At 44.7% G+C, this 14,729-nt stretch carries 13 protein-coding genes; 6 read left to right on the top strand and 7 right to left on the bottom strand.

Annotation, left to right across the window (positions count from 1 at the left end):
• Positions 1-9: 9 nt before the first annotated feature.
• The 7 genes from G511_RS0110060 to G511_RS23825 all read right to left on the bottom strand — a co-directional run bounded on the left by G511_RS0110060 (position 10) and on the right by G511_RS23825 (position 7,579).
• Positions 10-639, bottom strand: coding sequence for a hypothetical protein (locus G511_RS0110060; RefSeq protein ID WP_028469518.1), 630 nt, complete (start codon positions 637-639; stop codon positions 10-12).
• Positions 620-2,668 (bottom strand): hypothetical protein, encoded by a 2,049-nt coding sequence (locus G511_RS0110055; protein ID WP_028469517.1) that lies wholly within the window; start codon positions 2,666-2,668, stop codon positions 620-622. The genes G511_RS0110060 and G511_RS0110055 overlap by 20 nt, the downstream gene beginning before the upstream one ends.
• Before the next feature lie 15 nt (positions 2,669-2,683).
• Positions 2,684-3,187 (bottom strand): hypothetical protein, encoded by a 504-nt coding sequence (locus G511_RS0110050; RefSeq protein ID WP_028469516.1) that lies wholly within the window; start codon positions 3,185-3,187, stop codon positions 2,684-2,686.
• An 87-nt stretch (positions 3,188-3,274) separates the two neighbouring features.
• Complete coding sequence (locus tag G511_RS0110045; RefSeq protein ID WP_028469515.1) at positions 3,275-4,330, bottom strand: type II secretion system protein; 1,056 nt, start codon at positions 4,328-4,330, stop codon at positions 3,275-3,277.
• Positions 4,331-4,525: 195 nt separating this feature from the next.
• On the bottom strand, positions 4,526-4,789 hold the full coding sequence (locus tag G511_RS22465; protein WP_036551812.1) for a hypothetical protein: 264 nt from the start codon (positions 4,787-4,789) through the stop codon (positions 4,526-4,528).
• Between the two features lie 91 nt (positions 4,790-4,880).
• Positions 4,881-7,013 (bottom strand): DUF3438 family protein, encoded by a 2,133-nt coding sequence (locus G511_RS0110035; protein ID WP_028469514.1) that lies wholly within the window; start codon positions 7,011-7,013, stop codon positions 4,881-4,883.
• Positions 7,013-7,579, bottom strand: coding sequence for a hypothetical protein (locus G511_RS23825; protein WP_028469513.1), 567 nt, complete (start codon positions 7,577-7,579; stop codon positions 7,013-7,015). Before G511_RS23825 ends, G511_RS0110035 begins: the two co-directional genes overlap by 1 nt.
• A gap of 119 nt (positions 7,580-7,698) precedes the next feature.
• Between G511_RS23825 and G511_RS0110025 the strand changes: the two genes are divergently transcribed.
• The 6 genes from G511_RS0110025 to G511_RS22455 all read left to right on the top strand — a co-directional run bounded on the left by G511_RS0110025 (position 7,699) and on the right by G511_RS22455 (position 14,714).
• Positions 7,699-7,899 (top strand): hypothetical protein, encoded by a 201-nt coding sequence (locus G511_RS0110025; protein WP_028469512.1) that lies wholly within the window; start codon positions 7,699-7,701, stop codon positions 7,897-7,899.
• Positions 7,900-8,049: 150 nt separating this feature from the next.
• Positions 8,050-9,570, top strand: a complete 1,521-nt coding sequence (locus G511_RS0110020) for a di-heme oxidoreductase family protein (protein WP_051221837.1) — start codon at positions 8,050-8,052, stop codon at positions 9,568-9,570.
• A gap of 60 nt (positions 9,571-9,630) precedes the next feature.
• Complete coding sequence (locus tag G511_RS0110015) at positions 9,631-10,578, top strand: AAA family ATPase (RefSeq protein ID WP_051221835.1); 948 nt, start codon at positions 9,631-9,633, stop codon at positions 10,576-10,578.
• A complete protein-coding gene (locus G511_RS0110010; RefSeq protein WP_028469509.1) occupies positions 10,575-11,441 on the top strand; it encodes a DUF58 domain-containing protein in 867 nt (288 codons plus the stop codon). Before G511_RS0110015 ends, G511_RS0110010 begins: the two co-directional genes overlap by 4 nt.
• Positions 11,438-13,534, top strand: a complete 2,097-nt coding sequence (locus G511_RS0110005; RefSeq protein WP_028469508.1) for a transglutaminaseTgpA domain-containing protein — start codon at positions 11,438-11,440, stop codon at positions 13,532-13,534. Before G511_RS0110010 ends, G511_RS0110005 begins: the two co-directional genes overlap by 4 nt.
• Positions 13,535-13,538: 4 nt before the next feature.
• Positions 13,539-14,714, top strand: coding sequence for an FTR1 family iron permease (locus tag G511_RS22455; protein WP_051221833.1), 1,176 nt, complete (start codon positions 13,539-13,541; stop codon positions 14,712-14,714).
• Positions 14,715-14,729: the final 15 nt, after the last annotated feature.

The raw sequence follows: 14,729 nt of genomic DNA, 5'->3' as shown, positions 1-14,729 counted from the left end.
ACATATTTCCTACATCTGTAAATCAAGTTGGAATACTAAACTGCCAGTAGGGGAGTTTTCTTCTGGCCGCATAATGCTGAGATTAGGAATAAAACACCGATAGGGGAGGTTTTTCAGGCTTTCAGTAAAGTTAATAAAGTCGTAGAACTCACCCGTGCCTTTGATTTGGAATAGCGGGCGCTTATCAAATAAATTGCGTAGTGCTTCCCCGGTAAATTTTGTAGGCAAAAGTCGAGTCTCAGTGTTTGAGACTGTCATGTAAGTAATGGCAATCCCGTGTTGTGTCGCCAAGCGAGTGACTTCTAGTTTTAGGCTTTCTCTTGGTTCGGGGCTGTCTAGCGGTAGCAAGCGCTCGCTAAAGTTAATTAGACTTTTTTCTATGAGGGTTAGTTGGGCATTTTCTGTATCTAATTGTTTGGGTGTTAAGCTGGCATCTATTTCTGGGGTTTTGTAGTTACCAATACGAGTCTCGATACGGTTTGCGCGTCTGTCGGCCATTTTTTGTGCTTCAAACATGCTTTGCCACATATGAGACGCTATTAATCCATAGGAGCCTATAGTACCAAGCAGGACGATAATGATTATCTGCTTTTGCTCACGTGCAGGTAAGCTCAGAAACTTACTTTTTAACTGCAACATCGGAGCTCTCCTTAATGGCAGGTTTTTTATCAGATGCTGTAGGCGTTGTTAGAGGTGCTTTTGTATAAGAGGTTTCAATAGAACTGAGCAAGCGGTTGGCAAGCCCTGGTTTAAAGTCCAGCTCAATCTGGAAGTGCTGTCTTGTAGTGTCTGTTCTAAGTAGCATGGAGTTAGACACCTGATAATGCACAGGGCGAACTAAGCGCGTGAGTGTCTCGACATATTCTTGCCCTAATGCCGGATTGCTGACTTCGGCAATAAGAGTAAGGTGGTCCTGTTTTTTAGCGATGCTAATGAGTGCAATATCAGGCGTTAAGCCTAGTGTAATAGCTTTAAGCAGTGGCGCTAAATTAACGGCGCGATGGCTACGATCCAGTTCCAGTCGATGCAATAACTCCTGTGAAATAAGAGTTTCTTGCTTGATGTTAGTAAGGTCGGTACGTCTCTGTATACTGTCGCTATAGAGTGTTTGTAGCTGTTGTTTAACCTTAAGGTCGCGCTCATATTTTGTATTAAGCTCACTCAAGCGTATGGTTTGCTCTTGTGTATTGATATAAACCCAACCTAAAAAGCTGAACATGGCTACTAGAATAACCGCTGCACCAGAGAGTGCTAAATTGCGAGGCTTTAAGAGCCTTTTCCATGTCGGTTCTTTTTGCTCTCGTGCCTCAATCGAGCTGATCCTACTGGCGGGTATCTGTTGTAAGTAGTGACTCGCTGCACCAATAAGACCGGGTAGTGTTCCTTTATCACTATTTTCATGTTTTTTGCCGTTTACTTCTGGTGTTGTGACTTGCTGGATCTCTACCTGTAATGTGTCTGCTAGTGGTTGTAATAACTCACAAAGGTCTACCTGGCCTGGCGTATTTAAAAATAATCGTGTGATGTTAGCGGGTAGCATTCCGATAAGATCGATACACTCATTTAAACTCGGTGTGTTTCCTGGCTGGCGTTCAGCCGATTGAAAATGGCTAATAACCTTATGCGTACCGCTGATGAGTGCGAGCTGCTCTTGGTGAATCTCAAAAAGCCACTGGTGTGATGTTTCACTTTCTAAGTTTAGACAAGCAAAAGCGCTCCCTAGTGTTGGGTAAAACGCTTCCAAGTGAATGTGGTTTAAGTTAAAGGCACCTACCCAGCGGCGGCGTACAATCTTGCTCATACCGCTAACAAGCCAAGCATGGCTGCTATCGCTGTCTTCTTCTTGGCTGAGTAATACCTCGTCGCTTAAGCCGCCACGTTGGGTTTCAGCAGACTGCCAGCCATAGACAAGGTCATCATCAACAGCAACGAGTTTCCCTTGTAGTGCAAAGCACTCGTCGAGCTGGTCGCGAGTAATAAAACCTAATTGAACAGACAGATCGCCAAAGCGTAGTAAAGATTGTGAGCCTCCTTTAGCTTGCCTGAACTGTAATTCAGTGAGGACCTCATCGCGCTGTTCTGAGTTGAGGTAACCTCGCTCAATCAGCATTGAGCCAATCATCCAGTGCTTATTCTGCTGAGTGATAGCGCCTTCTAACTCCCAACGGATAAGCTCTTGCATTTGCTCATCACTGCGCGGGCGCAGTGGGCTAACGGGTAGTTCAACAACCGTAGAAACCACAGAGGGTGTTAGTAAAATGGCGCGTTTAGGTAAACGTTTTTGAGTTTCCCTTAGTTGTTCCATGACATCGGCAATGGCACGGGTAAAGTCAACAGTTCGCGACTGCACTAGCGTTTTGGCTATAACGCGGCCTTTAGACTGTTGCACCAATGCTGCGCGTAAGCCAAAGCTGCCAGCCTGAAAAGCAATCAGGCTGGCTGAATTACCTTGTAAAGAGGCTAGCGAAAAACGTTTCTTTAATGTTAGTACGCCGGCGGCTAGTTCTGGGTCAGTTTGCTGGTGCGTTTCTGTTGCTGCTGAATGCTCCGGTGAGGAGGTATCAAAAGGGTTGGTTAGCTCGTTCTGCGCATCCTGTGCATTATAAGATGTTGGCGCATCTGCTCCATTAATGGCCGTATCAGGTGCTGCTTTTTTCCAAAACTTCATAATGGCTATCGGTCGCTACTGTTTGGAAAGAGGGGATGCACCAATCACAACTAGGCGAGGGCCTTTAGCATAGTTGTAAATATGTACGGCATAAATATGGCTTTTCTGAGGCTTTTTACTATTTTGTGCCGCGATTGCTTTTAGCTGCTCAGCTGCAACAGAGGATACATATACAGCGATGACTCTCTCATCATCGGTTTGTAAAAATGCACTGTGGTCAACCGTTGGTAGGGGTGAGTTGCTCTGCCATAAAGAGAGGGCATCATAAACCAGCGAAAACTTTCCGGGTTTAGGCGGCTGTAAGAGGAGGGCATCAAACTGAATAGCTTTAGGCTGCAACATGAAACGATTTTTAGCTGCCGCCATTTCTGCGGATACTTGGTTAGTATCGATATAATCGCTTAGCTTTATAGACTTAAATTCTTTATTTATATCAGTATCTGGAAGATTTTCTGAAAAAGCGGTTGAAGATAGAGCTAGTAATAAGCTCAGTGATAACAAAATGCGTGAATAAAGCATAAAAGAAACTCGCATAATAAAGAGAGGGCCGGCTGGAAACCAGCCGGCCCGATTGGGTGATATTCGCACTAACTAATGGAGGGATTATTAGATAGTGTTACGAGTACCGTCCCATTCACCCAACTCTTCTTCTTTGGTATCACCAGCACCATCAACAACGCCAGCGAAAGATATTTGGTCTGTAGCAGTAATTGTTGCAGTACCACCAACATCAGTTGACTGACCTACTTGGAATAAGCCGATGAAACGGTTGTATTGGTCGCCAGACACATGACGATATACAGGGACAGATGTCATGCCGCCCAATGAGTTAGCATTGAATAGGTTCGATGCTGGGCCCATACCCACAGCTAGCAAGATAGGAGCAACAGAATCCGCTGTTTGGTTTTGCATTGCGGCTCCGTCGAAGGTTGCTTCGCCATATTCACCAGGACCTAATAGGCGTTCTACTGAGCCACTCCAGTATGCGACTACTGAAGTGTCGTCCATTGTGACGCTATCACCGCAACCGTTCCCTGTTGCCCCATTAAAGATGTTACCTGCAACCATAGCATTACTACGAGAAGCAACAGATGCTTGTAAAGATTGTCCTGCTGTTATAAGGCCTGCTGGATCACAGCCACCAGCTGCAACATCGTCCGGAAGAGTGGCAGGGTCACTGATAACATAGCGCAAGTTAGTCATGCCAATTGCGTCCATTACTTCTGCCGCACCATTGATTAGTGATCCTGCAGTAACATCTGTAATAGCTAGGATTTGGTCATCAGCGTTAGGTAACAAGGTTGCAGCTGTACCAAATGTAGCAATGTCAGCTGTTGTTGTTGTTAGCAAAGAATCAAAGTTGTTAGGTAAAGTATTTCCATTTAAAACACGGAAAGTACGAATACCTTTGTTTAGCTCGTCCATCATGGCAACGTGAGCTGCAGCAGATGCACGGGCATCTGTATCCTGCAAAGCAATAGTTGCCGTACCAGCAATAGCTGCAAGAATTGCAACAACGACTAATAGCTCAAGCAGTGTGAAACCGCCTTGCTTTGATTTTAGTTTTCTAGCCTGCTTGCGTAGCTTGGCGTCTTGGATGTCGTTTACTTCTACTGTGCTGAATTTTTTAACAAGTTCTAGTGCTTTAATGTTGGAAAACATGGTTGTGAATCCTAAAGTTTAAAATCAAATTGGAGACCGTTGACATAAGTGCAGATTCCCCCCGCGGGAACTGTGACAACTTAACCAGTACGATTTAAACGCTTCCTTTGGTTACCAACATTGCTGGTGACCGGTTCGGCTGCAATCCTTTGCAGCCTACTTCCTCTTTTATCCTCCTTGGATAATAAGAGCCTTTCAGGACAGTAAGTCGCGTTTTAATAAGTGCTTAAATGCTGACTCACCGACCAGTGCCTGATCACAATCCAGTACAAAGCGGTGTTGCTTGCCGCAATGGATAATGATCTCTTTTTGGCCGCGACGTAAGATTTTCATTTCTAATCGAATGTCGCCATAACCATCATGGCTAAACAATTCGCCATACAGCTCTATTAATTTCCCTAGTACTTCTTTGTGCTTTTCCAGTTCCGTTGGGGCTATTGATGTTGCTGTTTGAGTCATTGTTTTAACCTTGAATCTTAATGAGATTGATTATCATTACTTTAATGTTTGCTGTCAATATGCAAATGAGATTTATTTGCATTAATTGTAATTATTTTTTATGCGATTGATTAAATGGCTGTTTTGATGCGAAATAGAGGTAGCTGCTATCGGGCTTGTTGTTCTCTTTATTCTGGAATGGCCCTAAAGTAGAGCGCTCACGCGCAATGCTCAGCCAGCGCCCATCAATAGCTTTAGGATCTAGCGTAAAGGGTTGTTGCGATAGGTTTTGCACCCGAACTACTGTTAGGTAAGTGCCATTGCTTTTGTAAGCAGCAACAGGCCAGCTGTGCATGTTTTGCCTAAGCAGTGTTTTAGGTAGCTTTATTTGTTTAATGGGGAGTGTTTGTATCTTGCTGCTATTAGTAGGTTTGCCATGCAGGCGGCGTGCGGCGTAGCGATTAAGGTGCATGAGGTCGTTAATCTTGATCTCGTTTGTGGCGGTTATCGATGCCGGTGCCTGTACTGAGCTGGCTGTGTCTTCATAGCGAGCAAAGTCTATCTCTTCTAACTCGCGAGATTTTTTAGCGGCTTCTTCAGGTGTGGCAATAATATGCGGCGTAATCAGCATGATGTACTGCGCATCTGACTGAATCTCGTTTTTAGTACGAAACAGTTCGCCAAGAAAGGGGATATCGCCTAGTACGGGTATAGTCGATTTTTTATCCGTATCAACTTGGTTGATCATGCCGCCCAAAGCAATGGTGTGGCCATCTTTGGCAACTACGATTGTTTTGAGCGTAGACTCTTCAACTGTGTCTAGCTTTACAGAGTCTATCTGGCCAGTTGTTGGGTTGAAAAAGGGGAAGTCCATACCCTGCTTTTTTAGTTCGGAGGTAGATTGGAGTATATCGATAGTGACTGTGCCATCGTCATTAACGCTCGGCAAAAGGGCGAGAGTGTTGCCGATTTTACGGACCTCGGTTTCGAGTTGAGTATCCGTAGAGGTGGTTACGCTGGTATTGCCGTTGCTGTTGGAGGTAGTGCTGCCCCCATCTAGCCCTACTGCAATAACCTGATCTTCACCAATAAATAAGCGAGAAGGTCGGTTGTTAGAGGCTAAAAGAATGGGCTTGGCGATAATTTCAGCTATGTTTTTTTCTTCGAGCAGTTCTATTTTTGCATTAACGTACTTGCTGTAATACTCATAAAAGCCTCCTGTTGCGCCATTAAAGCCTGCTCCGGTGACGGCTGCGTCACGTATTTCGTCAAGTGTTATGCTGGTGTTCGAGTCTGTTTTTGGGGTTTGTACCGCGCTTTTATAGCTAAGATCAAAGTCTTGATCAAAGCTTTCTCCTTGGCTTATCCGTAGTATTTTGGTTTCCAGCAGCACTTGCGGTGTGGGTTTGTCACTTTTATTGATAAGGTCTTCAATATCGCTCATGGCCTGTTCGTCGCTGGTGCGAATAAACATCAGGTTGTGGATTCGGTTGGTGGCGATAAATATAGGTGTTTTGATACCGGCTCTTTTGCCGTTAACATCGGCGTTAACCTTAGTGGTGTTCAGCATGCGTAGTTGAGTAGTACTAAGGTTGGAGTTTGTGCTCACTAAAGTTTGAGTGTCTTCCTCGTTTTGCAACGTGGTTACTTCGCCGCTGCTTTCGCCGTTGTAATTACTGTTTCCACTGCTGTTATTGCTGCTCCCGCCATTATTGCTGGTATTGTTGACGCGGCTGCTATTTGTTCTTGAGTTTGACGAGGTTTGCTCATCGATTGACTGTAAATAGTCGGATGGGATGCCGCTAAAATCATCCAGATCTTCTTGTAGTTTTAAAATAACACGATCACCAAAAAGGCTTTGAATGGTGAGCGCTGTGGCTGTGACGTTTTGATGCTTGAGGGTGAAGGAGCGAATGATGTCATCGCGGTAGATAACTATGTCTTCTTGGTATTGCTTTTCGGTCATTATTATATAGCTGTTATTACTTTTACTATAGCGATACCACAGGCCCGATACACGCGAGATCATCTCTACGGCATGCTTTAGCTCGATATTTTGCAGTAGCAGATCTACCGAAGCGTTGCTGGCTTCACGAGTAACGGCGATATTGGCACCGCTGAGTGTGGCTAGTATGCGAGCAGCATCACGGATATTGGCGTCTTTAAATTCTACACGGGTAATAGTGGCGGCATGAGTGCTCTGTAAAGCTAATAATAGAGCGATTATTAATACTTTTTTAAACATTACTGCACCACCATTTGTTGGCCATAGCTGCCGGTTTCGACAATTAAATTAAGTTCATTGATTTCTAAAATATGTAATACAGCACCGGATGATCCCACCTGCTGTAGTCCTACTTTATCGCCTTCTTTAACAACAAATGTGCCTAGTCCCATTACCTCAAGTAGTGCCATTTTTTTTCCTTTGGCCTGCATTAATCCACGAAAATTCATAGAGGGGAGTTGCCTCGGGTTGTCTTGTGAGAGCAGGCTGTAACGTGCGTTCTCTTTTTGCTGGTTGCTAGGTTTAAACTGAAGATTACTGGGTTTTTGTGCTTCGGGGAGCTTAGCAAAGGGGCTGTTAGGGCCTTGCTTTCTGTTTCTTAAATGCCGGTCGAGCTGCTTGTTGAGCTCTCCATAGTAAGCGTCCAAAACCGGGATCAAATTTTTAATATTGCTCAACTCGGTGTTTGAACGCTCGTTTGATTTAGAGGAAGCTTCAGTTTGTGTTTCTGCATGGCTGAAGTTGGTGGCGCTAAGCAATAGGGCACTGACAACAGCAAGTGTTTGCCCTCTAAATCTTGTAAACAAAGTAAACCCCAGCGAATGAATTGTGATTAAGATCTGTTTGAATATTCTACACCGATATAGTAAATTGTATCAATAATGAGATGTATTATCATTATCATTAATTTATTTGAAGGATATTTATGCGTTACGTGTTAGTTGGGGTGTTGTGGGTATGGCTTTCTGGCTGCGCTTCTTTGGAGAGCTCTTCGGCTACTAAAGTAAGCGCTGATAATGTTGTTGGGGGAGCGCAATTAACGGCTTCTTCAAAGGATGAGTTAGAGCTGTATGTTTATCCGCAAAGGGTCTCTGAAGAAGCTTATGTTCTTCGTTTGAAGTATTAATTTTTATCAATTAAGTTTGTTGATTTTTATAGGTAATTAGTAGGTTTAAAGAATTTGTTTGCCGTGTCAGTGTCCGTGGGGGATGTGATATCGGCAGTGTATCTAATTAAAGTTTAAACGTGTTTTTTAACTAACTGTATGGAGTCTCTAATGAGCACCTCGCTGGCTGCTAGCCACACCCCCACGGACCGATCTCAGGCACCTAGAAACCCTTGGCTGTTACGCACAGGCTTAGTAACGCTAGTTGTTTGTTCTGGTGTGTTTGCCTACACATTTTATGAATCACGCTTAAAGCCTTTGGATGGCTACGGTGATGATTGGAAACCCATTGATGTTTTAAAAAGCAAACCAGCTAAAGCGCTATCAGGTGGGGATTTAACTCACTTTATGTTTGGCGACATCTCTTTTGAAACCGAAGCTCATAACCTCCCATGGCAATTGTCAGCCTTGTTTGATGCCGGAGATGGTGTGTTTGAAAGGCCCTTTAGTACTGCATTAGCGTCGGGGTATCGGGCAGATGCTGATGGTGTAGGGCCAATATTTAATATGGCGTCTTGTGAAGGTTGCCATGTTGCCGATGGTCGTGCTGCACCACCAACAACGCCTGGCCAAGCATTAGAGGGGCTGTTATTCCGTGTTTCTGTTGCTGGGACGGACACCAATGGCGGGCCTAAGCCACACCCTATTTACGGAGGGCAATTAGCGGATAAATCTATCGATGGCCACCAACCAGAAATTAGTTATCAAATTGATTATGAAACAATTACTGGTCAATACGCTGATGGCACACGTTATGAATTAGAAAAACCTATTTATAGCTTCCCTGATCAGAATTACGGTCCATTAGGTAAGGACTCGATGATATCTCCACGTATAGCGCCCGTCATGATTGGTATGGGTTTATTGGATGCCATTACAGATGAAGATATTTTGTCGCGTGCGGATGAGAATGATAGTGATGGCGATGGTATTTCGGGTAAAGCCAACCGCGTATGGAGTGTCGAGAACAAAGATTACCGTGTGGGTAAATACGGCTGGAAGTCAGAAACTCCAACGTTAGCGCACCAAGCGATGGATGCTGCCATTAATGATATGGGAGTAACTAATCCGCTATTTCCAAAAGAAAACTGTACAAGTTCACAAGGTCTTTGTCTGCAAGCGTTGTCAGGTGTTACCGATGGGCCTTTTGAACTGACTAAAACGCAGATGAATGAGGTAGTTACTTATCTTGAATTCCTCGCGGTGCCAGGGCGTGACTACTTGGATAATCCTGATGTGCAGTTAGGAGAGAATCTTTTTAATGCGATTGGTTGTGAGTCTTGCCATCGCAGTGAGTTTACAACAGGCGAAGAGCAACGACAAAGGCGCCTTCATAACCAAGAAATTCGCCCCTACACTGATCTCTTATTACATGATATGGGGCCAAATTTAGCTGACCATCGCCCGTCTTTTTCGGCAACAGGGTATGAATGGAGAACGGCTCCACTGTGGGGTATCGGCATGGTTGAACGTGTTAATGGTCATACCCGGTTTATGCATGATGGGCGCGCCAGAAACATGGAAGAAGCAATTCTTTGGCATGGAGGCGAAGCTGAAGCAGCCAAGCAACGTTTTACTGCACTAGCTAAAACTGAGCGTGAATCTCTGTTGAAATTCCTAAAATCTCTTTGATCTACCCATCACCTTTGTAACAGCAGGTTACAAAGGTGTTTTTCTATAAGGACGGATACGATGACGGCTGCATTTAGCCCAGTAAACCTACAGGTTCGTGAAGAGCTGCAGGCTGCATACCAACAAATTAACCAACTAGTGCTAGGTAAAGACCACCAAGTCAAACTTGCTCTAAGTGGTTTGTTAGCGGGTGGACATATTTTATTGGAAGATCTACCTGGAATGGGAAAAACTGTTCTTTCTCATGCGCTCGCTATCACTTTGGGGATGAATTATAAAAGGGTGCAGTTTACTAATGACTTACTGCCAGCCGATCTGCTCGGTGCCTCAATTTATGAGCGAGAAAGTGGGGCATTTCGGTTTATACAAGGGCCGATATTTTGTGAACTATTATTGGCAGATGAGATTAACAGGGCGACACCAAAAACACAGAGTGCACTGTTAGAAGCCATGGAAGAAAAGCAGGTGAGTTTGGAAGGTGAAACGCGTCCACTACCTAATCCTTTCTTCGTTATCGCTACACAAAACCCTATTGAGCAACTAGGCACATCGCCGCTGCCAGAGTCCCAGTTAGATAGGTTCTTGATTCGCTTACAGATGGGTTACCCAACTAAACAAGCCGAACTCGCACTTTTTTCTGGTGAAAGCCGCCGCCAAATGATGCAGTCACTTAAACCGGCTATTAGCCGTGAAGCACTCATGGCTGCACAGCATAGTGCGACGCAGGTAAAGTCGAGTGATGGTGCGCTCTCGTATTTGTATGAGCTGTTAAAGTTTAGCCGTGATAGTGGTCTTTTTGTTAACGGCCTTTCTACACGAGCAGGTTTAGGTGTTTTACATGCAGCCAAAGCTTGGGCGTGGTTAAGCCAAGAAGAGTATCTATTGCCAGGGCATATCCAAAGCGTTTTCCCTTATGTTGCAGGCCACCGTTTGCAGTTATTGGCAGGTGCCAGTGATCCAATGAGTAATGGGCAATTAATATTGGGTAGTGTGGCTGTGCCTAGATGAATAAGCGTCTAAGCATACGGTTAACATTATCAGGTGTTGTTCTGGTTATTGTGCTTTTCTTGATACAGCTGTTAGCCATAAATTACAGTAATAACTTGTTGTTTACATTCGGCTTTATGCTGGTATCAATATTCTTGATTAGTTTCTGGCTTGGCTTGCGAAATATGAAAGCCATTCAGGCTAGCTGTCAGCACGTTGAACCAGTGCATGCGGGGCAATTACTTAAGTTTCATTTGATACTCAGTGAAGATAAAGGCTTGGGGCGTTACCAGTTACAAGTGTTGGATGATACTGGGCAGAGTGATTTAGTTGCACACTCGCAACAAAGCATAGAGCTACCACAATTAACGCAAGTACGTGGCAGTATTGAACAGCGTGACGCTACAGTGAGAAGTGATTGGCCACTGGGATTTTTTATGTTTAAAAGGTCGCTCTGCACCTTGCCTGAAGTGCTGGTATACCCCGCTACAGGGGGGCGTTTGCCTTTAATTACAATGCTGAGTGATGCTCAAGCGCAACACCAAGAAGCGGTAGATTCTTTGGCTGGGTTACGTGCCTATCAACCCGGGGATAATATGCGGCGTATTCACTGGCGTGCATTAGCTCGTAATGAGCAGTTGCAGGTACGTCAGTTTGAAGGAGAACAGGGAGACCCTTCTGGCTGGTTAAGTTGGGACGATACCTCTGAACTACCCTATGAAGCGCGTATTAGTTGCTTAACTGATTGGGTACTTGAGTGCGATCGACAGGGGCGCATTTTTGGTTTGCGTATTCCAGGTAATGAAATTGCTCCAGAATCGGGTGTAAAGCAGCGTCATCGATGTTTGTCTGCGCTGGCGAATATGCCGGAGTTAGTCGTATGAAACAGTTGAATTTTGGGCTTAAAAGCTCATCCTTTATCGGGTTGGCAGCATTTCAAGTTTATGCTTTATTGCCCTTATTACCGAGTTTAGCCTGGCTGCAAATTACACTTGTATTGATGCCTTTTTTATTAGGCATGTGGAACACGTCATATAAGTATATTAATAGTAGTGTACTTCTCGGGCTAACTCTATGGGCTGGCTCTGTATATTTAAGCCCATCCGGCTGGTTTAGTAGTGAAACTATCATCAGCGGCTTGTTGTTAGTGCTTGGCTTTAAGTGGTTAGAAGCAAAAAGTCACCGCGAATATCAGCTGTTAGCAACGCTAAGCTTGGTTCCGGTTGCACTCAGCAGCCTCTATTTTACAGGGCTGATGGCGTTACTTTACCTCGTTATTGGTGTACTGCTTTATTTAGTCGTGTTGCTAGGTTGGAAGGCTGGTGTTCGTCTTAAATCTGCTTTTTATGGAGCAACTCGATTACTGCTGTTTTCATTGCCAATGGTGGCGTTGTTGTTTGTTACAGTTCCCCGCATACAGGGTCCGCTTTGGGATTTGGGTATTGTTTTTGGCTTACCTATTGAGCTGATGATAGATCAAGAGCAGCGACAGCAAGGGTTAACTGCAAAGTTACAAGCCGGGCAAATAAGCCGTCTTAAAAAAAGTGATCAACCCGTTTTAGTAGCTGAGTTTGACGGAGTCGTTCCTTACAAAAGTAAATTGTACTGGCGCGGGCCTGTTTATGAAGTATTTGATGGGATAAGTTGGAGCCTGCCCAGTGGTTGGGATAATCGCAGCCAGTTATTACGTAAAGCGTTTCGCCAAAAGAGTGAGCTGACAAATGCACTGTCAGTTAAACAAGAGTTAGTGAGCTATGAAGCGCGTATTTCAGCTCACGGTGAACGCTTTATGTACGGGCTAGATTTTCCCGTTGGTCGTAGTGCCGAAACGTTTATCTCGTCAGACTTTCAGGTACTCGGTATTCGGCCGCTTCGTCATGAGTTTAACTATCAGCAAAAAGCCTATTTACAGTACCAAGGAGGGCGACCACTTAGTGAAAAAGAGCTGGCGTCTTACCTAGAACTACCTGAGCAATCCAATCTGCAGCTGCAAGCCTGGGGGCGCAATCTTACTAGCCAATGGCCACAAGCGAGTGATCGCATACAAGCGCTAAGAGTACATTTGGCCGAAGGTGGCTACCAGATCACTCAAACGCCGGATATAGCAGCGAGTATGCATAGCTTAGATGAATTCTTCTTTTCAGCCAAAGAAGGTGGCGTTGAGCATTTGGCTTCATCCACGGCTGTAGTGCTTCGTGCAGCAGGAATACCAACACGGCTAGTGGCGGGTTACAGAGGCGGAAGCTTAATAGCACTGACAAATTTTGTTGTAGTTCGCCAAGCCAATGCGCATGTATGGGTTGAGGCTTGGTTGGCTGATACTGGCTGGCAGCGTATAGAAGCATTAGATTTTGTACTCCCACCAGAACCTGAAAGAGCAAAATCTGCTACATCTACCGCCGCAAAACCACTCGAAAAAGCAGCTAAAGAATCACCAGCAGTCGCTGCTGAGAAGCCCGTTGAAAAAGTAAAGGAAGCGTCGGAGCCTAAACAAAAAAAGAGTGAAAAACCGCAACCTATCTCTGGTTTTAGTTGGTTAAAAACACTGAATCAGGGGATGGAAAACTGGATACTCAACTATAACCCTGAGCGGCAAGTCGAGCTAATGGAGAAGTCAGGTATCCGTAAGGTTGATTGGAAATCTCTATTAGCTGTTAGTGTGCTCGCGCTGCTATTAGTCATGGTGTTTTACGGCGTTGTTATTAATCTTAGGCGCCCGAAAAGAGAGCTGTTATTACAAGCATTTATTCGTTTGGATAAAGGGCTTAAAAAACGTGAGTGGCAATGTTTGCCTGGGGAGTGTCCTAGCCAATGGCTAGGGCGTTTACAGCCTTTAGCCGGTGAGCTATATCCCGCCTGTGAAATTGTCATCCAGCAGTACATACAGCTTAGATATGAGCAAATGCCCGAAGCCGAGAAGCAACAAGCCATCCAGTGCTTGCAGCGTGATATTAAACGTTTAACAGGAATGCTATAAATTTATGAAATCGCAATTTTTAGTAGGAATTATTCTGTTACTGCTGAGCCAATTTAGCTTGGCTGCAGAGGACTATCCTCAAGTAATGGCTCAGGTTATAAGTAAAGGGGATGTATTGGCGCAGGAGTACCAACCTGAGAATGCATTAAGGTTTGGTAGTGGTTTTTCTGATCTGTATTTTGGTGGTTTTGAGGGAGAAGGGCTTGAATTTGCAGTAGGGCAGGCCGATGCAGAAAAAATGGTCGCGATAGAGCTATCTTTTAGTCAGTTGATTAATGCAGCAGTGTCGGGCCAGCCGACAATAAAGGTGCAGGGCTTATGGCAAGACTTGCGCTTAAAGTTAGATAGCGCACCAATGATAGCAGGAGAAGTAGCGACCTATGCTGAGTTGTTTATCCAGTCATTACTCATCCTTTTACGTGAAGGTGTAGAAGCACTATTAGTGATAGCTGCGTTAATTGCTTATCTGCGTAAAGCCGGTGCCGCCGACCGTATACCGCTAATTTGGGCTGGAGCGGGTAGCGCAATAATTGCGAGCTTTTTAACCGCATGGTTGTTCCAATCGTTACTTAAAAATAGTGGCTCTTCCCGTGAGTTTATAGAAGGCTTTAGCTTACTGGTTGCCGCCGTATTACTGAGTTATATGAGTGTCTGGCTATTTGCACGACGAGAGATGCAGCAATGGCAGGGTTTTATTCATAATAAAATGGGGCAAGCACTGGATCAAAAGCGTTTATCTGCGATTGTTGTTGTTTCATTTTTTGCCGTGTATCGAGAAGGAGCCGAAACGATTCTGTTTTATCAAGTACTGTATTCAGACACAGTCTCAAGAATTGAACCTATCCTATTGGGGGCCGCCGCCGCCGCGTTAGCCTTAGTGTTTATCTATGTCGCGATATTCTTATTATCTCTTAAGCTTCCTCTTAAGCAGTTCTTCTCGGGAACGGCCGCTTTGTTGTTCGCTTTATCTGTGATTTTTGTAGGTAAAGCCGCATTGGAGCTACAAGTAGCTGGGTTTATTTCTGCCACGGCTATCAGTTATGTGCCTTTTATCTCTTGGTTGGGATTGTTTCCTACTGTTGAATCCGTTGGGCTACAGTTGTTGTTTATTCTGATACCTATTATGGGATTGATAGTGCAAAAGAAGTTAACGTTTAAGGCTCCTGTGGCCGTGTCGTAGTTGGACTTGAGTATG

This window comes from Neptunomonas japonica DSM 18939, from assembly GCF_000422765.1.
Lineage (GTDB): Bacteria > Pseudomonadota > Gammaproteobacteria > Pseudomonadales > Balneatricaceae > Neptunomonas > Neptunomonas japonica.
Note: the sequence above shows the minus strand (reverse complement) of the source record. Positions and strands in the feature narration are given on the sequence as shown.

Coding starts and splice junctions, on each gene's coding strand:
- G511_RS0110060 (WP_028469518.1), bottom strand. CDS start 639: ATGTTGCAGTTAAAAAGTAAGTTTCTGAGCTTACCTGCACGTGAGCAA.
- G511_RS0110055 (WP_028469517.1), bottom strand. CDS start 2,668: ATGAAGTTTTGGAAAAAAGCAGCACCTGATACGGCCATTAATGGAGCA.
- G511_RS0110050 (WP_028469516.1), bottom strand. CDS start 3,187: ATGCTTTATTCACGCATTTTGTTATCACTGAGCTTATTACTAGCTCTA.
- G511_RS0110045 (WP_028469515.1), bottom strand. CDS start 4,330: ATGTTTTCCAACATTAAAGCACTAGAACTTGTTAAAAAATTCAGCACA.
- G511_RS22465 (WP_036551812.1), bottom strand. CDS start 4,789: ATGACTCAAACAGCAACATCAATAGCCCCAACGGAACTGGAAAAGCAC.
- G511_RS0110035 (WP_028469514.1), bottom strand. CDS start 7,013: ATGTTTAAAAAAGTATTAATAATCGCTCTATTATTAGCTTTACAGAGC.
- G511_RS0110025 (WP_028469512.1), top strand. CDS start 7,699: ATGCGTTACGTGTTAGTTGGGGTGTTGTGGGTATGGCTTTCTGGCTGC.
- G511_RS0110020 (WP_051221837.1), top strand. CDS start 8,050: ATGAGCACCTCGCTGGCTGCTAGCCACACCCCCACGGACCGATCTCAG.
- G511_RS0110015 (WP_051221835.1), top strand. CDS start 9,631: ATGACGGCTGCATTTAGCCCAGTAAACCTACAGGTTCGTGAAGAGCTG.
- G511_RS0110010 (WP_028469509.1), top strand. CDS start 10,575: ATGAATAAGCGTCTAAGCATACGGTTAACATTATCAGGTGTTGTTCTG.
- G511_RS0110005 (WP_028469508.1), top strand. CDS start 11,438: ATGAAACAGTTGAATTTTGGGCTTAAAAGCTCATCCTTTATCGGGTTG.
- G511_RS22455 (WP_051221833.1), top strand. CDS start 13,539: ATGAAATCGCAATTTTTAGTAGGAATTATTCTGTTACTGCTGAGCCAA.